Annotated in this window: 16 protein-coding genes and 1 pseudogene; 6 read left to right on the top strand and 11 right to left on the bottom strand. The window is 72.8% G+C overall.

Annotated elements, in window-relative coordinates; translation table 11 throughout:
- Nucleotides 1–92: 92 nt before the first annotated feature.
- Nucleotides 93–551 (bottom strand): annotated as a pseudogene (locus tag ABZZ38_RS26655) (MaoC family dehydratase); the annotation flags it as partial.
- A gap of 115 nt (nucleotides 552–666) precedes the next feature.
- On the opposite strand from ABZZ38_RS26655, the gene soxR reads away from it, so the two are divergent.
- Nucleotides 667–1,224 (top strand): redox-sensitive transcriptional activator SoxR, encoded by a 558-nt coding sequence (gene soxR / locus ABZZ38_RS26650; RefSeq protein ID WP_356744431.1) that lies wholly within the window; start codon nucleotides 667–669, stop codon nucleotides 1,222–1,224.
- On the opposite strand, the gene ABZZ38_RS26645 is transcribed toward soxR, so the two are convergent.
- From ABZZ38_RS26645 to ABZZ38_RS26625, 5 genes are all read right to left on the bottom strand, one after another.
- Entirely contained in the window at nucleotides 1,179–1,583 is a 405-nt protein-coding gene (locus ABZZ38_RS26645; protein WP_356744429.1) for a DUF2267 domain-containing protein, read from the bottom strand. The two genes, soxR and ABZZ38_RS26645, sit on opposite strands and share 46 nt — an antisense overlap.
- A gap of 97 nt (nucleotides 1,584–1,680) precedes the next feature.
- Nucleotides 1,681–2,106: an Hsp20/alpha crystallin family protein gene (locus ABZZ38_RS26640; protein ID WP_356744427.1), complete on the bottom strand. Its 426-nt coding sequence runs from the start codon at nucleotides 2,104–2,106 to the stop codon at nucleotides 1,681–1,683.
- A 97-nt stretch (nucleotides 2,107–2,203) separates the two neighbouring features.
- Nucleotides 2,204–3,286 (bottom strand): RNA ligase (ATP), encoded by a 1,083-nt coding sequence (locus tag ABZZ38_RS26635; RefSeq protein ID WP_356744435.1) that lies wholly within the window; start codon nucleotides 3,284–3,286, stop codon nucleotides 2,204–2,206.
- A gap of 113 nt (nucleotides 3,287–3,399) precedes the next feature.
- A complete protein-coding gene (locus tag ABZZ38_RS26630) occupies nucleotides 3,400–4,104 on the bottom strand; it encodes a 3-keto-5-aminohexanoate cleavage protein (protein ID WP_356744425.1) in 705 nt (234 codons plus the stop codon).
- A gap of 416 nt (nucleotides 4,105–4,520) precedes the next feature.
- Entirely contained in the window at nucleotides 4,521–5,144 is a 624-nt protein-coding gene (locus ABZZ38_RS26625; RefSeq protein WP_356744423.1) for a hypothetical protein, read from the bottom strand.
- 225 nt (nucleotides 5,145–5,369) lie between these two features.
- On the opposite strand from ABZZ38_RS26625, the gene ABZZ38_RS26620 reads away from it, so the two are divergent.
- The gene (locus ABZZ38_RS26620; protein WP_356744421.1) at nucleotides 5,370–8,201 is read left to right on the top strand and encodes a penicillin acylase family protein; all 2,832 of its coding nucleotides are present in this window, start codon (nucleotides 5,370–5,372) and stop codon (nucleotides 8,199–8,201) included.
- A gap of 525 nt (nucleotides 8,202–8,726) precedes the next feature.
- On the opposite strand, the gene ABZZ38_RS26615 is transcribed toward ABZZ38_RS26620, so the two are convergent.
- Nucleotides 8,727–10,001, bottom strand: a complete 1,275-nt coding sequence (locus tag ABZZ38_RS26615) for a DUF1343 domain-containing protein (protein WP_356744419.1) — start codon at nucleotides 9,999–10,001, stop codon at nucleotides 8,727–8,729.
- A gap of 202 nt (nucleotides 10,002–10,203) precedes the next feature.
- Between ABZZ38_RS26615 and ABZZ38_RS26610 the strand changes: the two genes are divergently transcribed.
- The 3 genes from ABZZ38_RS26610 to ABZZ38_RS26600 are packed head-to-tail and all read left to right on the top strand — an operon-like array spanning nucleotide 10,204 to nucleotide 13,260.
- Nucleotides 10,204–10,974, top strand: a complete 771-nt coding sequence (locus ABZZ38_RS26610; protein ID WP_356744417.1) for an SDR family oxidoreductase — start codon at nucleotides 10,204–10,206, stop codon at nucleotides 10,972–10,974.
- Nucleotides 10,971–12,632, top strand: a complete 1,662-nt coding sequence (locus ABZZ38_RS26605; protein ID WP_356744415.1) for an AMP-binding protein — start codon at nucleotides 10,971–10,973, stop codon at nucleotides 12,630–12,632. Before ABZZ38_RS26610 ends, ABZZ38_RS26605 begins: the two co-directional genes overlap by 4 nt.
- A gap of 34 nt (nucleotides 12,633–12,666) precedes the next feature.
- Complete coding sequence (locus ABZZ38_RS26600; RefSeq protein ID WP_356744413.1) at nucleotides 12,667–13,260, top strand: TetR/AcrR family transcriptional regulator; 594 nt, start codon at nucleotides 12,667–12,669, stop codon at nucleotides 13,258–13,260.
- Between the two features lie 105 nt (nucleotides 13,261–13,365).
- Here the strand turns inward: ABZZ38_RS26600 and ABZZ38_RS26595 are convergent, their stop codons facing one another.
- The 3 genes from ABZZ38_RS26595 to ABZZ38_RS26585 all read right to left on the bottom strand — a co-directional run bounded on the left by ABZZ38_RS26595 (nucleotide 13,366) and on the right by ABZZ38_RS26585 (nucleotide 17,873).
- Nucleotides 13,366–15,066, bottom strand: coding sequence for a lysyl oxidase family protein (locus tag ABZZ38_RS26595; protein WP_356744411.1), 1,701 nt, complete (start codon nucleotides 15,064–15,066; stop codon nucleotides 13,366–13,368).
- Between the two features lie 556 nt (nucleotides 15,067–15,622).
- Nucleotides 15,623–16,837: an acyl-CoA dehydrogenase family protein gene (locus ABZZ38_RS26590; protein WP_356744409.1), complete on the bottom strand. Its 1,215-nt coding sequence runs from the start codon at nucleotides 16,835–16,837 to the stop codon at nucleotides 15,623–15,625.
- A gap of 7 nt (nucleotides 16,838–16,844) precedes the next feature.
- Nucleotides 16,845–17,873, bottom strand: a complete 1,029-nt coding sequence (locus ABZZ38_RS26585) for a phosphotransferase family protein (protein WP_356744407.1) — start codon at nucleotides 17,871–17,873, stop codon at nucleotides 16,845–16,847.
- Between the two features lie 144 nt (nucleotides 17,874–18,017).
- Between ABZZ38_RS26585 and ABZZ38_RS26580 the strand changes: the two genes are divergently transcribed.
- On the top strand, nucleotides 18,018–19,319 hold the full coding sequence (locus tag ABZZ38_RS26580; protein ID WP_356744405.1) for a glucarate dehydratase family protein: 1,302 nt from the start codon (nucleotides 18,018–18,020) through the stop codon (nucleotides 19,317–19,319).
- A gap of 17 nt (nucleotides 19,320–19,336) precedes the next feature.
- On the opposite strand, the gene ABZZ38_RS26575 is transcribed toward ABZZ38_RS26580, so the two are convergent.
- The gene (locus ABZZ38_RS26575; RefSeq protein ID WP_356744403.1) at nucleotides 19,337–20,248 is read right to left on the bottom strand and encodes an MBL fold metallo-hydrolase; all 912 of its coding nucleotides are present in this window, start codon (nucleotides 20,246–20,248) and stop codon (nucleotides 19,337–19,339) included.
- Nucleotides 20,249–20,284: the final 36 nt, after the last annotated feature.

Below are 20,284 nucleotides of genomic sequence, written 5' to 3'. Positions count from 1 at the left end.
CGAAGAAGCCCTGGATCTGGTCCGTGTGCAGATCGACCGTGAGGATGCGGTCGGCGCCCGCGCACTTCAGCATGTCGGCCACCAGGCGGGCCGAAGTAGTAGCGGGACACCGATTCGGCGACACACACCGGCTTGTCGCCGCCCTCGCGCTCCACCGTCACCACGGCGGTCACCTGCACGCCGCCGCCCGCGTCCTCGACGCCCTTGAGCACGGCGGTCGCACGCAGCCGCGACCCGACCGGCACGGGGGAGGGGAAGCGGACCTTGTTGGCCCCGTAATTCACGCCCATCTTCATGCCCTCGACCCGCATGATCTGCGGCACCAGCAGGGGCAGCAGCGAGAGCGTGAGGTAGCCGTGCGCGATGGTCGTGCCGAACGGGCCGTCCGCCGCCCGCTCCGGGTCCACGTGGATCCACTGGTGGTCGCCCGTGGCCTCGGCGAAGAGGTCGATCCGCTTCTGTTCGATCTCCAGCCAGTCGCTGTGGCCCAGCTGCTCGCCGACGGCGGCGCGCAGTTCCTCGGCGGATGTGAAGATCCTCGGCTCTGCCATGTCCCAGCTCCCTGAGTCCCATTGTCTAAGCGCTTGCTCAGCATGGTGGGGCGGGGGTGGTCCTGTCAACGGAGGCCCGGGAGTGGCCGGGACGGCGGACAGTAGGGTTCGGGGAGTGCCGAAGATTCCAGAGAAGATCCACGAGCTCACGGTCGGCCAGCTGTCCGCGCGCAGCGGCGCGGCCGTCTCGGCCCTGCACTTCTACGAGTCCAAGGGCCTGATCAGCAGTCGCCGCACCAGCGGCAACCAGCGCCGGTACGGCAGGGACGCCCTGCGCCGTGTCGCCTTCGTGCGCGCCGCGCAGCGCGTCGGCATTCCGCTCGCCACCATCAGGGACGCCCTCGCCGAACTGCCCGAGGAGCGCACGCCCACCCGGGAGGACTGGGCCCGGCTCTCAGCGGCCTGGCGCTCCGAACTCGACGAGCGCATCAAGCAGTTGGGGCGGCTGCGGGACCATCTCACCGACTGCATCGGCTGCGGGTGCCTCTCCCTGGAGACGTGCGTGCTCTCCAACCCCGACGACGTCTTCGGCGAGCGCATGACGGGCTCCCGCCTCCTGCCCGAAGGCCGGCGCCCGGCCGCACGGGACGGCGCGGACCGGGACCGAGTGGGCCGGGACGGGGCGGGTCAGGACGGCTCCGCCATGCCGGGGCGGCCGAAGAGCAGGTCGTAGCCCGGCGGCAGCTGGAGCAGTACCCGGCGCATCAGATCCTCCTCCGCCGTGTCCGCCACGACGCTCAGAACGGCGCCGACGTCCCACGTGGCGGTCTCCTCGGTGGCGCCGTCCACCCACGCGGCGGTGGCCCGCACGAAGCGCTCCGGCCCGAGCGGCTCGGCCGCGGGGAGCGGGTTGAGCAGGAGCAGCGCGCAGGTCTCCGGCAGCCCGGCCGCCAGCTGGGCCCGCTCGTTGCCGACGAGATGGGCGCCCAGCAGGGCGAGGACGACCCGGGCGGCTCGTTCGGCCTCCCGCCGTGAGGGGTACTCGCCGCGCTCCTGCACCGCTGCCAGGAACGCGTCCCACTGCATACGCATCGGTCTCCGTGCCTTTCGCTGGGGCGGGGCAAGGCCGCGGGGGCGGGGCCGGACCCGAAGGGGTGGGCCCCGCCCCCGGGTGGTGTGCGGTGGCGGATCAGCCGCCGATCTCCCTGCGGTCGCTGCCACCGCTGACGGCGATCTTGCGCGGCTTCGCCTGCTCGGCGACCGGGATCCGCAGCGTCAGGACGCCGCTGTCGTAGGACGCCTCGACGCGTTCGGTGTCCAGGGTCTCACCGAGGAACAGCTGGCGGCTGAAGGTGCCGGCCGGCCGCTCGGAGATCACCATCTCGACATCGCCCTCCGGGGCGGTACGGCGCTCGGCCCTGACCGTGAGCACGTTCCGCTCGACGTCCAGGTCGATGCTCTCGGGGGTGACGCCCGGGAGATCGAGCTGGACGACGAAGGACTCCCCGTCGCGGTAGGCGTCCATGGGCATGGCGGCGGGGTGCGCGGTGGTGCCCAGCAGTCGCTCGGTGAGCCGGTCGAGCTCGCGGAAGGGGTCGGTACGCATCAGCATCATCGGTCCCTCCTCTGTGTCACCTCACGGATGCGCTGACCGTTGCACTTCTCTATATAGCGCGGGCCCGCGAAGTTGACAAGGGGCGACTCAAGAAAGCTCACTCGTACTCGATGCCGCCCTTGCGGGTCAGGTACGCGGGGCTCACCGCCTTCGCCACGGCCCGTCCGCCGACGACCGGGCTGTACCGCTCGACCGCCGGGCGGATGACCACACCCTCCCGCAGATGCAGGCCCCTGCCGGAGACGGTCTCCCGGCCCGTGGCGAGCTCCAGCACCGTCGCGATGTCGTACGGCCCCGCGTACAGCCGTGGTACGAGCGGCAGCTCCCCGCCCAGCACGCCACCGTCCACCAGCTCCGCCGCGTCCAGCCACCGGACCCGCCCGTCGATCTCGGCCGACACGTCGAACACCGCGTACCCCAGCTCCTCGCCGCGGGCGTTGGCGCCGTACCCGAGGTCCTGCACCCCCGCGCCGTACACCTCGCCGAAGACACCGACCCGGGTGGCGCCCAGCCGGGCGGCGAGGCGCGCGGCGGCCGCGGGGACGCCGTGGGAGCGGATCGCCCGCCAGTAGAGGTTGCGCGGGTCCTCCTTGAGCGCCAGGCCCTTGGCGCCGAACCCCTTCGAGGAGACGAGCACCCGCTCGTCCTCGACCACGTACGTCATCAGGCAGGCCGTGCCGTGCACCTTCTCCGTCAGCACCACCGGCTCACCCGGCTCGAAGATGCCGGGGTACCGCTGGATGTTCTCCATGTCGACCCACGGCAGCAGCTCGGGCGCCGCCGCCACGTCGCCGCTCATCGTCGTCGGTATCGGCGGCACCCACTTCGTGATGCCGAGCACCTCCGCGAAGTCGGTCCCCTCGGCCGCCGCCCGCACCAGATCGACATCCGCCAGCGCCCGCGGCCGGCAGACGATGCCCTGCGACAACTCGCCCCGCAGCCGCACCGCCTTGACGCGGTCGGACGCCTTCCCCGCCGGCCGGCCGGTCACCCCCGGCTCCTCGATGAGCCCCGGCGGCAGCACCGCCTGCTCGGGGATGTACACGGCGGCGTCGCCACTGCGATAGGCGCCCTTGGCGACGACGGCCCGGTACAGGCCCACCTGGGCCGGCTCCAGGGCGTCGGCGTTCGGATGCTCGTGGACGGTCAGCCGCTCGGCGGTGACGCGCAGCGTCGACATGGTGGTGGCTCCCCGGAGTGTGGTTCGCATCGAGGCCACTGTCGCGGTGCGGAAATCGCCGGCCAACCGGTTTTCCTGCCTGGTAGCGTCGCCGCCGCCCACCAGGGCCACCCCTATGGCGTCCGCGCCGCCGCCACGAGTTGGGAGTTGGAGTCGGCCGGCCGGCCGTCCGGCAGGAACAACGTGTCCTCCAGACCCACCCGGGTGTCCAGGCCCAGACGGAGCGCCAGCCGCAGCACGGGCCACGCGCCGCCGTCCTCGCCGTGCAGCAGCACCGGTATGCCGTGGGCCGTGCCGAGCTCGGCCAGGAGGGACCGGGCCGTGGCCCCCGCCGTCGCCGGGTCCGGATCGGTCACCTCGGCGAGCACCCGCACCACCCGGGGCGCCAGCGGGGAGGCCAGGAACCGGCGTGCGCCGTCCGTGCCCGACCGGATGCCCGCCTCCACGCCCACTCCGCGGGCCATCAGGGCGGCCGCGAGCTCCTCGGCGCCCGCCTCGTCCCAGTTGACCGAGGCGTGGTCGGGCAGCACGGTCCAGGACCGCACGCGCTCCACGCGCCGCGCCGGGTCGGGCTCCGCCCACGCGCCCGTGGTCACCCCGACCGGAACGTCCACCGCGTCCCTTACCGCCGTCACCACGGCGGCCACCACGCGCGGCGACATCGAGTCGTCACCGCACGGCGTCTTGGGGTGGACGTGCACGTCCGCGGCACCGGCGGCGACGGCGCGGGCCGCCGACTCGGCCATGGCCTCCGGCGACATGGGCACGGCGGTGGAATCCCCGGTCCCGCGCTGCCCGTTGAGACACACCTGGATCATGTCTCCATGGTGACACCCGCCACTGACAACGGCCCGAGGCACGGGAGCGGTGCCCGCGCCCGCGCACCCCTTGACCCGCGCGCCCCGGGACGTACGCGCCCCCTGACCGGCGGGGCCCCGCGACGCGCATCCTCCGTGCCGCGCATGCCCCTCACACGCATGCCCTGGGGCCCGCGCGCCCCGTGACGCGCGCCCCTCTCGCACCCGCCAGACACCGCCCGTTGACCCCTCCGGCCCGCGCGCACGATCCCGCGGGACCGCACCCCCGCGGGGACTCGCCCGCACGATCCCGCGCCGGCCACGCTCCGGCCCGCCTTCCCCGTAGGGCCCCCGTTGGCCCCCGTCGTGTCGGACCGTGCCGTGCCATGCCGCACCCCACCCGCCCCGGCGCCCTGTCGCGGCCCGGCGCGGAAGGGTCATGCCACCGAGGCGAGTTCCCTGCGCGGTCGCAGTCGCATGCGCCGCTTGGCCGCCGCCAGTGCCTCAGGGGCGAGCACGGCCTGGGGCACGACGATCCCGCAGTCCGTGCACACCGGCCCGAACCAGGGCTCGCCGTTCAGCTCCGGCCGCCACACGATGTCGTCCCCCGCGCACACGGGGCAGTTCTCCCCGGGTTCCGACTTCAGCGCGGCGATCAGCCGGCGGAGGGCGTCGGCGAGCGGCAGCGTCGGATGCAGCGACGGGTCGTCGCACCGCGCTATGCCGTTGCCGCCCCAGGTGCGCCGGTGCCAGTCGTCGATCCAGCCGGGCCGTCGCAGGCCGTCGTGCTTCTCGCGCTTGCGGCGCGCGGCGAACTCCTCCTCGTAGGCGAGCCACACGGCCCGCGCCTCCTCCAGTTCGTCGAGCGCGGCCACCAGCCGCGCCGGATCGGGGTCCCGGTCCTCGGGTCCGAACCTGTGCCTCGTGCACAGGTGGTCCCAGGTGGCCCGGTGTCCATAGGGGGCGAACCGCTCCAGGCACTTGCGCAGCGAATACCGCCGCAGCGCCAGATCACAGCCCGGGTCACGCACCTGTCTTGCGAGACTTCGGAATCCGGCCATCGCACTGCCACCTCCGTCGCTGGTACTTCGGCGTCGATGAATGGACGTACGAGTGCCCGTTTCGGCTCCATCGAAAAACGGATGGGTCCTATCACCGGTAGATCTGGCGTGAATTGTCCTCACCGGGGTGCGTGTGGCGATTCCGCGAAAGTGACGACCGCTCATCTTCCTGGTGTGGCATACCGCCAGTAACCTCCGCCGCACCGGCCTCTTCGAGGAGCAGCCATGCGACGACGCACCGGAAGACTGAGAATCGCCACCGCCGCCGTACTCGCCCTGGCCGCCGGACCGCTGGTGCCCCAGCCACCGGCGACGGCCGCCCAGGAACCCGCCCCCCAGGGGTCGGCCGCCCGGGAACCCGCCACCGGACGCACCGGATCCGCGGACGTCACGGACCACTGCCGGGGCCAGTGCGCCGACATCCTGCCGCCCGGCCAGAACGGCAACGCCACCCTCGCCGAGATCCTCGCCCACCGCGCACTCGGCACCCGCCCCGCCCACAGCTCCGACCAACTCGGCCGCTACGACGCCCTCGTGGGCGGTTACGGCACCCTCACCGACCAGAAGCTGACCGACTTCTTCAACGACGCCTCCTTCGGGGTCCCGGCCGACCAGGTCGAGTCCGTCACCGCCCCGCGCGCGGACGTCACCATCACCCGTGACAAGAAGACCGGCGTCCCGCACATCAAGGGCACCACCCGGTACGGCACCGAATTCGGCGCCGGTTACGCCGCCGCCCAGGACCGGCTCTGGATGATGGACCTCTTCCGGCACATCGGGCGCGGGGAACTGACCTCCTTCGCGGGCGGCGCCCTCGCCAACCAAGGCCTGGAGCAGCAGTTCTGGCCGCAGGCCCCGTACACGGAGGCCGACTACGAGGCACAGATCGCGTACATCAGGCGCACGCACGGCGCGCGGGGCGAGCTCGCCATGGCCGACGCCCAGGCGTACGTCGACGGCATCAACGCCTACCGCAAGCGGGCAAAGGACGGCCGGTACTTCCCCGGTGAGTACGTCCTCACCGGCCACGTCGACGCGATCACCAACGCCGGCGAGATACGACCCTTCGAACTCACCGACCTGATCGCCATCGCCTCGGTCGTCGGCGGCCAGTTCGGCGGGGGAGGCGGCGGCGAGGTCCAGGCCGCACTGTCCCTGCTCGCCGCCCAGCGGACGTACGGAGTGGTCGAGGGCACGCGCGTGTGGGAGTCGTTCCGGCAGCGCAACGACCCCGAGGCCGTCCTCACCGTCCACGACGGCACCTCCTTCCCCTACGCCGAAAAGCCCTCCACCGCGCGCGGGGGCGCCCTCCCCGACCCCGGCTCCGTCAGGCCCGAACAGCTCGTGTACGACAGGACCGGCTCGGCCGGCACGGGCACCAAGGCCCCGCTCAAGGTCTCCGAGGCGCTCCGGCCGGCCCAGGGCATGTACGACGACGGCGTCATCGCCCCGGGGACGCTCGACCCGAAGAAGGGCATGTCCAACGCCCTGCTCGTCTCCGGCGCCCACACCGCGAGCGGCAACCCCGTCGCCGTCTTCGGCCCCCAGACCGGCTACTTCGCCCCGCAGTTGCTGATGCTGCAAGAGCTCCAGGGCCCCGGCATCTCCGCGCGCGGGGCCGCCTTCGCCGGCGTGAGCATGTACGTCCAGATGGGGCGCGGCCAGGACTTCGCCTGGTCCGCCACCTCCGCCGCCCAGGACATCACCGACACCTACGCCGTCGAGCTGTGCCGGGACGACACGCACTACCTCTACCGGGGCGAGTGCACGCCCATGGAGAAGCTGGAGAAGCGCAATGCCTGGAAACCGACCGTCGCCGACTCCACGGCGGCCGGCTCCTACCGGATGCAGGTCTGGCGCACCAGGTACGGCATCGTCACCCACCGCGCGACGGTCGGCGGCAAACCCGTCGCGTACACCTCACTGCGCACCACCTATCGCCACGAGGCCGACTCCATCATCGGCTTCCAGATGCTCAACGACCCCTCCTACGTGACGGATGCCGCGTCGTTCCAGCAGGCCGCCCACCACATCGACTACGCCTTCAACTGGTTCTACGCGGACGCCCGCGAGGCCGCCTACTTCAACAGCGGCAAGAACCCCGTCCGCGCGGCCGGCGTCGACCCGGCCCTGCCCGTCGCCGCCCGGCAGGCGTACGAGTGGCAGGGCTTCGACCCGGCGCACAACACCGCCGCGTACACGCCCTTCGCGCAGCATCCCCGGTCGATCGGCCAGGACTACTACATCTCCTGGAACAACCGGCAGGCCAAGGACTACAACACCGCCGGATTCGGCTTCGGCTCCGTCCACCGCGGCGACCTGCTCGACCAGCGCGTCAGACAGCTCGTCCGCGCGGGCGGCGTCACCCGCGCCGCCCTCACCCGGGCCATGGCCGAGGCGGGCGTCACCGACCTGCGCGGCGAACAGCTCCTGCCCGAGCTCCTCGCGGTCGTACGGAGCCGTCCGGTCACCGACCCCCGGCTCACCACGGCGATCCAGCAGCTGGACGCCTGGCGGGCCGCGGGAGCGCAGCGCAAGCAGAGCGCGCCCGGCTCCCGCGCGTACGGCCACACCGACGCCGTGCGGATCATGGACGCCTGGTGGCCGCTGCTCATCGAGGCCGAGTTCCGGCCGGGGCTCGGAGAGCCGCTGTACGCCGCGCTGACGGCCAATCTCGCCGTCGACGAGTCCCCGGGCGCGAACCACGGCCCGACCGGCGCCCACGGCGGCTCGGCGTTCCAGTACGGCTGGTGGGGCTTCGCCGACAAGGACCTGCGCCAGGTCCTCGGCCGGCCCGTCCAGGGGCCGCTCGCGCGGACGTACTGCGGCGGGGGAGAGCTGTCCGCCTGCCGCGACGCGCTCCTCACCACGCTGGAACAGGCCGTCGCGAAGCCCGCCGCCGAGGTCTACCCCGGCGACGACAACTGCGCCGCCGGTGACCAGTGGTGCGCGGACGCGATCATCCACCGGGCGCTGGGCGGTCTCACGCACCCGGCGGTCAGCTGGCAGAACCGCCCCACCTACCAGCAGGTCGTGGAGTTCCCCGCACACCGGTGAGAGGCGCCGCCGTGCGGCCGGAGCCGGGAGAGCGCCACCGCCCGATCCGGCCCGCGGCGATGACCACCCGGGCCGGCTCCGGGTGGCACCTGTCGCTGTGCGCCTCGCCGGTGGCCCGCCGCGCCGTACCACCGACGTGGCGTCGATGGTGACGCACGGAGGCGGGCAGGCCGTGCGCCGGCGCCGCGTCCGGCGTCCGTTCGGCCGTGCCGCGCACCGCCTGGACGCCGTCGAAGCCGATCGCGCACCAGGGCTTGTCCCTTCCGGCCACGCTCGTGGCGTCGCCGGCCGGCCGGGACGCGAGCGGTCCGTCGGCCCGCCGGGGCGTCCCGTCCAGCGCTCCGCCGCCCCGCAGCCCGTGCGGCAGCCGCGAGGCGAGGGCTCGTAGGGGCAGAACGCCCCCTGGAGGAGCGTCGGCGACTTCACGTGCCGCACGCCGCCGGGCAAGCCCGCGCGGCCCGAACGACACCGGCCGCGCCCCCTGACTGACCCTTCGAACCCGCGCCGTTGCTACCGTCGCCGCTGCTAGCGGTAGGCCAGGTAGCGCCGCCGTACGGCCCGGAAGGCCGCCAGATCGGCCTCCCAGGCCCCCACCACCTCGTCCGTCCCCGCACCCGCGTCGATCAGCGTCCGCACCCTCGTGGAGCCGGTCAGCTTGTCGATCCAGTTGTCCGGGCGCCACGCGAAGCCGCTCCAGGACCGTTTCGCCGTCACCAGCAGCGCGATCCCGGTCCGCACCGGGTCGTAGACCTCCCGGTCGTGGACGTGCACTTGCACCCCGCCGACGGTTCTGCCCTGGAACTTGGAGAACGTGGGCGTGAAGTACGCCTCCCGGAACCCCACTCCGGGCAGCTCCAGCGCGTTCACCGCCTCCGCCCACCGCCGGTCGACACCCTCCGCCCCGAGCAACTCGAAGGGACGGGTGGTGCCGCGCCCCTCCGACAGGTTCGTCCCCTCGAACAGACAGGTCCCGGCGTACACCAGGGCGGTGTCCGGCGTGGGCATGTTCGGGCTCGGCGGTACCCACGGCAGGCCCGTCGCGTCGAAGAAGTCCTCGCGCCGCCACCCCGACATCCGTACGGTCGCCAGCTCCACCGGCTTCGCCAGGAACTCGCCGTTGAACAGCCGGGCCAGCTCGGTCACCGTCATCCCGTGCGCCTGCGCGATCGGCTCGCGCCCCACGAAGGTCGCGAACGCCCGGTCCAGGACGGGCCCCAGGGCCGCCCGCCCGGTCACCGGGTTCGGCCGGTCCAGCACCATGAAACGCTTCCCCGCGAGCGCGGCCGCCACCATGCAGTCGTACAGCGTCCAGATGTACGTGTAGAAGCGGGCACCCACGTCCTGGATGTCGAACACGACCGTCCCGGCCCCGGAGGCGGTGAAGACGTCCGCCAGCGCCTGCCCGCTCTTGAGATACGTGTCGTACACCGGCAGCCCCGTCGCAGGGTCGTCGTACCGCCCCTCCGAACCGCCCGCCTGCGCCGTTCCCCGGAAGCCGTGCTCGGGCCCGAAGACCGCCACCAGGTCCACCCGGTCATCGGCGTGCATCACGTCCACGATGTGCCGTACCCCTCCCGGCCCCGGGGCGCCGGCGGTCGTGACCCCGGTCGGGTTGGTCACCACCCCCACGCGCTGTCCCGCCAGCGCGGCGTAACCGTCGGCCGCCAGCCGGTCGAAGCCGGTCCGCACCACCCGCCCGCCGCCCCGCCCGCCGCCGTGCGCGGTGGCCGTCCCGCCGGTGGCGGCGGCCACCCCCGCCGCTCCACCGGCGGCCAGCAGACCCCGTCTGGACACGTTCATCCGCATACCTCCGTAGCCGGGCCGACGTGCCGTGGCCCCGCACGCTAGCGCGCGCACCGGCGGTGCGGAACGAGGCGAACGGTGCCGGCGGCCGTGTCCGCGCTTTCCGGCGCCGCTCTTACCTGGCGGCTCTTCCCTCTTCCCTGGCAACATACCGACTGGTTAGTCTGCCGCTGTCGGAAGCGAGCGACGAGGGAGACGGATGTCGATGAACACGGTGCAGGGCGCGAACGTCGTGGTCACAGGGGCGGGCGGCGGGATCGGAGCCGCCCTCGCCCGCAGATTCGTCGCGGAGGGCGCCCGGGTCGTCGTCAACGACATCGACCCCGGCCGCACCAAGGCCATCGCCGAGGAGATCGGCGCCACCCCCGTCCCCGGCGACGCCTCGGCCATCGTGGACGAGGCCCGCGACGCGCTCGGCGGCACCATCGACGTCTACTGCGCCAACGCCGGGCTGGCCTCGCCCGGGGACGCCTTCGCCGCCGAGACCGTCTGGGCCGCCGCCTGGGACGTCAACGTGATGGCCCATGTCCGCGCGGCCCGCGCCCTGCTCCCCGGCTGGCTGGAGCGCGGCTCCGGCCGCTTCGTCTCCACCGTCTCGGCCGCCGGGCTGCTCACCATGGTCGGCGCCGCCCCCTACAGCGTCTCCAAGCACGGCGCGTACGCCTTCGCCGAATGGCTCTCCCTCACCTACCGCCACCGCGGCCTCAAGGTCCACGCCATCTGCCCGCAGGGCGTCCGCACGGACATGCTCACCGCCGCCGGCTCGGCCGGCGAACTGGTCCTCGCCCCCACCGCCATCGAGCCGGAGGACGTCGCCGACGCCCTCTTCGCGGGCATCGAGGCCGACCGGTTCCTGATCCTGCCCCACCCCGAGGTCGCCGACTACTACCGGGCCCGCGCGAGTGACCCGGAGCGGTGGCTGAACAATATGGGCCACATCCAGCAGAAGTGGGAGGGCACCGGGAAGTGACCCCGACGACCTCGATCTACGCCGCCAAGCCCTGGCTCACGCAGCTCAGCGACGCCCAGCGGGCCGCCGTTCGGCCCCCCGCGAGCGTCCTGCACGCCTTCCGCTCGGCCGTCTCCCGCGCCCCCGGCCACACCGCCCTCGCCTACTTCGACGGCCGCCTGACCTACCGCGAGACCGACGCCCTCTCCGACTCGGTGGCCGGATTCCTCGCCGCCCGGGGCGTCCGGCGCGGCGACCGGGTCGCGATCATGCTCCAGAACAGCCCGCACTTCGTGCTCGCGCTGCTCGGGGCCTGGAAGTCCGGCGCCACCGTCGTCCCGCTCAACCCCATGTACAAGTCCGGCGAGGTCGCCCATGTCCTCCAGGACGCCGAGGTGACCGCGCTGGTCTGCGCGGACCGCGCGTGGGAGGCGTATCTGCGCGACACGGCCGCCGCCTCCCCCGTACGCGTCGCCCTCACCGCCTGCGAACGCGACCTGCAGACCCGCGACGACGCGCGCGTGCTCGGCTTCGAGCGGCTGCCGGTCCCCGCCGACACCGACGACCTGGTCGCCGTCGCCCGCGCCGGCCACCCGGGGCCCGCGGACCGGGATCCCGCCGCCCACGACGTGGCGCTGATCAGCTACACCTCCGGCACCAGCGGCACTCCCAAGGGCGCCATGAACCTGCACGGGGGGATCACGTACAACGCGGAACGGCAGCGCACCGGCCACCCCATCGCCGAAGGCGCCGCCTACTTCGCGCTCGCCCCGCTGTTCCACATCACCGGCATGGTCTGCGAGCTCGCCGCCTGCGTCGCCAACGCGGGCACCCTGGTCCTCGCCCACCGCTTCGAGGCGGGCGTCGTCCTGGACGCGTTCGCCGAGCACCGCCCCGCCTACACCGTCGGTCCCTCCACCGCCTTCATGGCGCTGGCCGCCCACCCCGCCGCCACCCCCGACCACTTCGCGTCCTTCCAGGTGATCTCCTCCGGCGGCGCGCCCGTGCCCCCGGCGCTCGTCGAGAGGTTCCGCGCCGGTTTCGGCCCCTACATCCGCAACGGCTACGGGCTGACCGAGTGCACCGCTCCCTGTGCCGCCGTACCACCCGAGAAGGAGGCCCCCGTGGACCCGGTCTCCGGCACCCTCTCGGTCGGCGTCCCCGGCCCCGAGACCGTCGTGCGGATCCTCGACGAGAACGGGGAGGAGGTGCCCTTCGGCGAGCAGGGCGAGATCGCCGTACGCGGCCCCCAGGTGGTCCCCGGCTACTGGCGGCTGCCGGACGCCACCGCCGAGGCGTTCCCCGACGGGGAGCTGCGCACCGGCGACATCGGCTTCATGGACGAGGACGGCTGGCTCTACGTCGTCGACCGCAAGAAGGACATGATCAACGCCTCCGGCTTCAAGGTGTGGCCGCGCGAGGTGGAGGACGTGCTCTACACGCACCCCGCGGTCCGCGAGGCGGCCGTCGTCGGCGTCCCCGACGCGTACCGGGGGGAGACGGTCAAGGCATACGTCAGTCTGCGCCCGGGTAACCCGGTCGAACCCGCCGAGCTGTCCCGGTACTGCCAGGAGCGGCTCGCGGCGTACAAATATCCCCGCGAGGTGGAGATCCTGCCGGAGCTGCCCAAGACGACGAGTGGGAAGATCCTCAGGCGGGAACTGCGTCACCCGGCGTAGGACGACGATCAGGACACGAGAAAGGTGGCGGCACATGGCCAGGACGACGGACGGGAGCGGTACCCCCGTCCCCCAGAGGCTGCTGGCCGCCGCCACCCGGCTCTTCGCGGAACAGGGCTACGACCGCACCTCCGTCCAGGAGATCGTGGAGGCCGCCGGCGTCACCAAGGGCGCCCTCTACCACTACTTCGGCTCCAAGGAGGACCTCCTCCAGGAGGTCTACGCGCGCGTACTGCGGCTCCAGCAGGAGCGGCTGGACGCCTTCGCGGGCGCCGACGCGCCCATCGAGGAGCGGCTGCGCGACGCCGCGGCCGACGTGGTCGTCACCACCATCGACAACCTCGACGACGCGTCGATCTTCTTCCGCTCCATGCACCATCTGAGCCCGGAGAAGAACAAGCAGGTACGGGCCGAGCGCCGCCGCTACCACGAACGGTTCCGGGCGCTCATCGAGGAGGGCCAGCGCAGCGGCGTCTTCTCCACCGCCACCCCCGCCGACCTGGTGGTCGACTACCACTTCGGCTCGGTCCACCACCTGTCGACCTGGTACCGGCCGGACGGGCCCCTGACCCCCCAGCAGGTCGCCGACCACCTCGCCGACCTGCTGCTGAGGGCCCTGCGGCCCTGAGCCCCGGTCCGAGCGGCTGAGCGCCGGGCCCGAGCGCCCGAGGCCCGGGGCCGGGCGGGAAACCCGGCTCCGGGCGCCGCGCGGTTCAGCGCGGTGGGGTCGGTGTCAGTTGGCGTCCACCAGGTGGTGCGCCGGCACGGTCACGGTACGGGCGCCGGGCCTGCCGCCCAGGACCACCTTCCGCAGCGCGCTGTTGTTGGTGAGGCTGGTCTCCTTGAGCCGCTTCTCCGGGTTGGCCAGCACCTGGATGTAGTAGGTGCCGTTCGGCAGGTCGGTGATGTCGAAGGACTGGCCCGGCAGGTCCTGCGTGTACGTGTCGCCGGAACCGACGTCGAGCACCTCGCGCACGGAGATCGAGTTCTCCTGGCCGCACGCCGTGGACAGGTCGGTGTTGTACGGGTGCCAGTTGGCGTTCTTCACCGTGTAGTCGACGGCGTCCGTGTTGGCGAGGCAGAAGGCCTCCTTGCCGCTGCGGACGGCCTCCTTGCGGTCGGCCTTGAGCAGCCGGTAGCTGGCGAAGTCCGTGAAGTGCCAGTGCTCGTGCCCCGGGCGCGGGTCCCACTCCATGGTGCCGGTGGGCGTGTAGCCGACCTGCTTGCCCTTGGCGTCGTAGAAGTACTGGTAGGCGTCCATCAGCTCCTTGCCGGGGGCGCGGAAGCCGTCGACCACGAGCTGCGCGGGGCCGGCGTTCCAGACGTTGGCGCTGAAGGCCAGATAGTCCTTGCCCGGTACGTCGCTGCCCCCGCCACTGATCGTGATGCCGTAGGCCGGCAGGGAACGCAGGTCCGGCATGGGGACGTCCGGCACGACCGGCTTGCCGGTGGGGCGCTTCGAAAGGGGCTTCAGCGCGGGCGCCTTGCGGGAACCGTCCGTCTGTCCGCCCCCGTCACCGACCCGGGCCGCCTTCAGGTGCGCCTTCTTGGCCGCCCACGGCAGGGCGGGCGGCGCGGGGGTGTGGGGGCCGTGGCCCACGTTGTACGACGGCCCGGCCCCGCTCGTGGGGGCGGCGGGCGCCGACGGGGCCATCGCGCCGTGACCGGAGTGCGCGGAGTGTCCGGCGGCGGGGGACCCGTGCCGTGAGGCGGCCACCCCGCTGCCGCCCCCCTCCGGGCTGATCTCGCGTACGGTCACCTTGATGGTGCTCGGCTTGTTCTCGATGCCGAACAGCTCGCGGTAACGCTTCGTCACGGACACCTGGGCCGTGTACGTCCCGGCCGGAACGTCGATCGCGTCGGAGTAGGTGCCCGCGTACGTGTTGGACGCCCAGCCCTTCTCCACGCCCCATACCGAACCGAGCGTGAACGGGTTGGTCGGGCAGCTCTCGGGGTACTTCGACGTGGCCGGGGCATCGGGGCGCACGCGGCCGGACGCGTTGTTCGGGCAGAAGGCCTCGGTCCGCTTCAGCACCGTCTTGCCGGCCTTGTCGGTGAGGGTGATCCGCGTGAAGCCCGGCAGCCCGGAGAAGTCGGTGACCAGGTCCTTGGGGAGGGTCCTGGTCCGGGTCTTGCCCCCCTCGCGGACGATCTGGGTGGCGACGACCGGGTCCTTGTAGGACTTCCGGTTCACCCGCAGCTCCAGCGGCCCGTTCTCGGAGGTGAGATACGTGCCGAGGTCCAGGTAGACGCCGGGTGACCCCTTGTACGAGTCGAGGGTCACCGATGCCGAGGCGGCGATCAGGCTGAGCTTGGGCGTGGACGGGGCCGGTTCGGCGTCGGGCGCCGCGGCGACGACACCGGCGGTCACGGTGATCGCCGCGGCGGCGGCGATCACCGGACGCCATGAACGGGCCTGGGGGGATCTGGTCATCGTTCCCTCGTTTTCCGAGTGCCTGTCTGGACAGCGGAGGCACAAACCGGCGCGTGGGCGTGCCGGGCGGGCCGCCGGAACGCGGCGGGCCCTGTGCGCGAAGCCGTCTTCGGCCTACGAGAGGCCTCAGGGGGCGGCCCGGGTTGTCCGGGGACCTGTGAACCACGGATCGTTGTCCGAAAACGGGCTGCGCACGCCGGATCAAGCCGTCATGGCGGGGTTTTTGCCCGCAACGGGCGCCCGTTGTGGTACGTGCCGCCGACACTGTCGGAGTCGGGAAACGCACCGACGCCACGCGCCCCTGCCCGAGGAGCGCGTGGCGTCGTGTGCGGCGGATGAGCTCCCTCGACCAGGACTCCCGGCCCTTCTCGGCGCGCCGCCCGGCACGGCCTGGTGCGCACCGCGCACGGGGACCGGCGCCGCCACGGCCGCTCCGGGCGCGGCGTCGCCCAGCGGCCGGGCGCGGACTGGGTGCCGGTCCCCACCGGCCGCTCGGCGCGGTCTGAAGGCCGTCATGGAGGCGGCGGCGCCCGAGGGGGACGCGAGCCCGGTGAGGTCAGCGGTACTTCTTCAACTCCCGCCGCGCCAGCGACCGCTGGTGCACCTCGTCCGGCCCGTCCGCCAGCTTCAGGGTGCGCGCCGCGGCCCACAGCTCGGCGAGCGGGAAGTCCTGGCTGACACCGCCGGCGCCGTGCAGCTGGACCGCGCTGTCGATGATGTCGACCACCGCGCGCGGCGTGGCGATCTTGATGGACTGGATCTCCGTGTGCGCGCCCCGGTTGCCGACCGTGTCCATCAGCCAGGCCGTCTTCAGCACCAGCAGCCGCAGCTGCTCGACGGTCACCCGGGCGTCCGCGATCCACGCCTGTACCTGCCCCTGCGCGGCCAGTGGCTTGCCGAAGGCGGTACGGGACACCGCCCTGCGGCACATCAGCTCGATCGCCCGCTCGGCCATGCCGATCAGCCGCATGCAGTGGTGGATCCGGCCCGGTCCGAGCCGGGCCTGGGCGATGGCGAAGCCGCCGCCCTCCTCGCCGATCAGGTTGGCGGCCGGGACGCGGACGTCCGTGAAGACGACCTCGGCGTGGCCGCCGTGGTAGTGGTCCTCGTACCCGTACACCGTCATCGCGCGCCGGACGTCGAGGCCCGGAGTGTCGCGGGGCACCAGGATCATGGACTGCTGGCGGCGGATGTCCTCACCGTCCGGGTCGGTCTTGCCCATGACGATGAAGATCTTGCAGTCCGGGTTCATCGCCCCGGAGATGTACCACTTGCGGCCGTTGACGACGTAGTCGTCACCGTCGCGCTCGATCCGGGTCTCGATGTTCGTCGCGTCGGACGAGGCGACGTCCGGTTCGGTCATCGCGAACGCGGAGCGGATCTCCCCGGCGAGGAGCGGCTCCAGCCACTGCTTCCTCTGCCGCTCGTCGCCGAACTGCGCCAGCACCTCCATGTTCCCGGTGTCCGGGGCCGCGCAGTTCAGCGCGGTGGGCGCCAGCTGCGGCGACCGGCCGGTGATCTCGGCGAGCGGTGCGTACTGGAGGTTCGTCAGGCCCGCCCCGTACTCCTCGTCGGGGAGGAAGAGGTTCCACAGGCCCTGCCTGCGCGCCTCCGCCTTGAGCTCCTCCACGACCGCCGGGGTGTCCCACGGGGAGGCGAGCTCCGCCCGCTGCTCGTGGGCCACCGCCTCCGCCGGGTACACGTGCTCGTCCATGAAGGCCAGCAGCCTGGCCCGCAGTTCCTCGGTGCGCGCGTCGAATGCGAAGTCCATGCGTGGGTCAGCCTTCCTGGAGGCGGAGGGTGGTGAGGCCGTGCTCGATGAAGACGGGGACGAGGTCGCCGATGCGGTCGAAGCCGCCGCCGACGGTCTGCCCCTGGGTGTAGCGGTAGTGGATGCCCTCCAGGATCACGGCCAGCTTGAACCAGGCGAACGCGGTGTACCAGGAGATGGCGGAGGTGTCGCGGCCGGAGCGGGTGGCGTACCGCTCGATCAGCTCCGCGGGCGTGGGGTGGCCCGGGGCCGCCGCGGTGGTGGAGACGGGGGAGTGCGGCAGGTCCAGCCGGACGCTGTACATGGCCAGCAGGCCCAGGTCCGTGAGCGGATCGCCGAGCGTGGACATCTCCCAGTCCAGGACGGCGTTGACGCGGTCGTCCCCGGCCAGCAGGACGTTGTCGAGGCGGTAGTCACCGTGGATGACGGCCGGGGCGGGGGAGACGGGCAGGGCGCGGCCCAGGGTGGCGTGCAGCTCGTCGATCCCGGCCAGGTCGCGGCTGCGGGAGGCGTCCAGCTGCTTGCCCCAGCGCCGCAGCTGCCGGTCCAGGAAGCCCTCCGGGCGCCCGAAGTCGCCCAGGCCCACCGCCTCGGGGTCCACGGCGTGCAGGTCCACGAGTGTGTCGACCAGGCCGAGGACGGCGGCGCGCGTGCGCTCCGGGCCGAGCGGCGCGAGCTGCTCCGCCGTGCGGTACGGCGTGCCGGTCACGAACTCCATGACGTAGAACGGCGCTCCGAGCACCGACTCGTCCTCGCAGAGCACCAGCGGCTCCGGGACGGGCACGGCCGTCGGGTGCAGGGCGCTGATCACCCGGTGCTCGCGCTTCATGTCGTGGGCGGTGGCCAGGACATGGCCGAGGGGCGGGCGGCGCACCACCCACTGGCCGGTGCCGTCGGTCACGACGTACGTCAGGTTCGACCGGCCGCCCTCCACGATGCGGGCGCTGAGCGGTCCGCTCACCAGGCCGGGCCGTTCGCGGTCGAGGAAGCCGCGCAACTGCTCGGGATCGAGACCTGGCGGCTGGACTGAGCTCATCGTTCGCACCTCCGGGGCGGACGGACTGGGGTCGTACGTTGCGTACGCAGCATGACCGACCAGTCGGTATGTCGTCCAGTACCGGGCCGGAAACCGCTCGCGCGACTCTGGCTCATCGGTCGTGATCGTGAATAGGGTTCACGTATGGATACCGTGAACCCCGCGCTGCTCATCGAGGACGTCCGGCTCACCCCCCTGCTCATCGCCGACCCGCCCCTCCTCAACACCCAAGGCGTGCACCAGCCGTACACGCCCCGCCTCATCGTCGAGATCACCACCCGGGGCGGCGTGACGGGTGTCGGCGAGACCTACGGCGACGGTGTCCACCTCGGCCTCGCCCGCCCCCTCGCCGAGGCGCTCCCCGGCCGCTCGGTCACCCATGTGAACGGCCTTGTCCCCCTCGCCGCGCAGGTGTGCGGGGACCCGCCCACCACCGAGGACGGCGTGGACGCGGGCGGTCTGCGCGGCGTCCGGACCGCCGACAAGCTGCGCCTGTCCGTCGTCTCCGGCTTCGAGGTGGCCTGCCTCGACGCGCTCGGCAAGAGCCTCGGCCTGCCCGTCCACGCCCTGCTGGGCGGCAGGGTCCGCGACGCCGTCGACTACAGCGCGTACCTCTTCTACCGCTGGGCCGAGCACCCCGCCGGCGTCGGGGAGAAGGACGACTGGGGCGCCGCCCTGGACCCGGCCGGGATCGTCGCCCAGGCCCGGCGCTTCGTCCGCGAGCACGGCTTCCGCTCCTTCAAACTCAAGGGCGGCGTCTTCGAGCCGGACCAGGAGATCGCCGCCGTACGCGCCCTCGCCGAGGCGTTCCCCGGCCGGCCGCTGCGCCTCGACCCCAACGGGGCCTGGTCCGTCGAGACCTCCCTGTACGTCGCCGAACGGCTCGGCGGCATCCTCGAATACCTGGAGGACCCGACGAGCGGCACCGACCGCATGGCCCGGGTCGCCGCCCGCACCGACGTCCCCCTCGCCACCAACATGTGCGTGACGACGTTCCCCGAGATCCCCGGAGCCTTCGCCCGGAACGCCGTCCAGGTGGTGCTCTCCGACCACCACTACTGGGGCGGGCTGCACCGGACCCGCGAACTGGCCGCGATCTGCCGGGCGTACGGAGTCGGCCTGTCCATGCACTCCAACACCCACCTCGGTGTCAGCCTCGCCGCCATGACGCACGTCGCCGCGACCGTCCCCAACCTCGACTACGCCTGCGACACCCACTACCCCTGGCAGACGGAGGACGTCATCACCACCCGCCATGTCTTCGAGGACGGCCGGCTCACCGTCTCCGACGCGCCCGGCCTCGGCGTCGAACTCGACCGTGAGCGGCTCGCCGCCCTCCACCGGCGCTGGCTCGACGACGACGGCGCGATGCGGGAGCGCGACGACGCGGCGGCGATGCGGCGGGCGGACCCGCGGTGGGTCACGCCCGCCGTCCCGCGCTGGTAGCGCCCGGCCCGGCCGGACTACGCGTGGCAGGCGACCGGCTCGCCGCCGTTCATCGCCGTCATGTCCCCGAAGACGGCCGCCACGTCGAGCGGCGAGCCCTCCGGCTCACCGTCCAGCTCGGCGTACGCCCGGTGCACGTTGGCGACCAGCCGCTCGCTCTCCCGCCACGACGCGAACTCGCCCAGGTCCGCCCGGCGCGCCACCTCCAGCGGCGTCAGCCCCTTCGCGTGCCCCTCCTCGGCGAGTTCGGCGACGTACCGCAGATAGCGCTCCGTCGCGTCGTACACCGAGGGGTCGGTGAGCGGGCCGTGCCCGGGCACCACGGTCCGCGCGCCGAGCGAACGCAACAGCTCCAAGGAGCGCAGCGACCCCCGCAGCGAGCCATTGGCCAGGAACGGGGTGCCGCCGTTGAAGACCAGGTCGCCGGTGAACACGACGGACTCCTCCGGCAGGTGCACGATCGTGTCGCCGGCCGTGTGCGCGACGCCGGGATGGATCAGCCGCACCTCCGTGGAGCCCACGTGCAGCGTGAGCCTGTCGTCGTACGTGAGCGAGGGAGCGGTGACGCGTATGTCGCCGAAGTCGGTCTGCGGCCAGATCAGATGCAGCTGGTGGCCGGCCGCGAGCACCTCGCGGCGGCAGGACGTGTGGCCCACGACCGTCGCCCCGGGGGTGAAGACGGCGTTGCCGTAGGTGTGGTCGCCGTGGTGGTGCGTATTGATCACGATCCGGGGGAGGGGAGCGCCGTGCTCCCGCATCGCCTCGCGCAGCCGCAGCGCGCGCCGCTCGGTGGCGGCGGTGTCGACGAGCACGGTCGTCCCGCCGTCACTGATGAAACCGGCGTTGTTGAGGCACCAGCCACCGTCCGGCTGGACATAGGCGTGCGTGGTGGGCGCGATCTGGACGGTGTACGGATCGGTGGCAGGCACCGGAGCCCCCTGGGTCGTGGCCGAACTGGTCGGTCA

The organism is Streptomyces sp. NPDC006368 (assembly GCF_040612535.1).
GTDB lineage: Bacteria > Actinomycetota > Actinomycetes > Streptomycetales > Streptomycetaceae > Streptomyces.
This window is presented reverse-complemented; position numbering and strand designations above follow the sequence as displayed.

Coding starts and splice junctions, on each gene's coding strand:
- ABZZ38_RS26595 (WP_356744411.1), bottom strand. CDS start 15,066: ATGACCAGATCCCCCCAGGCCCGTTCATGGCGTCCGGTGATCGCCGCC.
- ABZZ38_RS26600 (WP_356744413.1), top strand. CDS start 12,667: ATGGCCAGGACGACGGACGGGAGCGGTACCCCCGTCCCCCAGAGGCTG.
- ABZZ38_RS26625 (WP_356744423.1), bottom strand. CDS start 5,144: ATGGCCGGATTCCGAAGTCTCGCAAGACAGGTGCGTGACCCGGGCTGT.
- ABZZ38_RS26640 (WP_356744427.1), bottom strand. CDS start 2,106: ATGATGCTGATGCGTACCGACCCCTTCCGCGAGCTCGACCGGCTCACC.
- ABZZ38_RS26590 (WP_356744409.1), bottom strand. CDS start 16,837: ATGGACTTCGCATTCGACGCGCGCACCGAGGAACTGCGGGCCAGGCTG.
- ABZZ38_RS26630 (WP_356744425.1), bottom strand. CDS start 4,104: ATGATCCAGGTGTGTCTCAACGGGCAGCGCGGGACCGGGGATTCCACC.
- ABZZ38_RS26580 (WP_356744405.1), top strand. CDS start 18,018: ATGGATACCGTGAACCCCGCGCTGCTCATCGAGGACGTCCGGCTCACC.
- ABZZ38_RS26620 (WP_356744421.1), top strand. CDS start 5,370: ATGCGACGACGCACCGGAAGACTGAGAATCGCCACCGCCGCCGTACTC.
- ABZZ38_RS26585 (WP_356744407.1), bottom strand. CDS start 17,873: ATGAGCTCAGTCCAGCCGCCAGGTCTCGATCCCGAGCAGTTGCGCGGC.
- ABZZ38_RS26610 (WP_356744417.1), top strand. CDS start 10,204: ATGTCGATGAACACGGTGCAGGGCGCGAACGTCGTGGTCACAGGGGCG.
- ABZZ38_RS26645 (WP_356744429.1), bottom strand. CDS start 1,583: ATGCGTATGCAGTGGGACGCGTTCCTGGCAGCGGTGCAGGAGCGCGGC.
- ABZZ38_RS26615 (WP_356744419.1), bottom strand. CDS start 10,001: ATGAACGTGTCCAGACGGGGTCTGCTGGCCGCCGGTGGAGCGGCGGGG.
- ABZZ38_RS26635 (WP_356744435.1), bottom strand. CDS start 3,286: ATGTCGACGCTGCGCGTCACCGCCGAGCGGCTGACCGTCCACGAGCAT.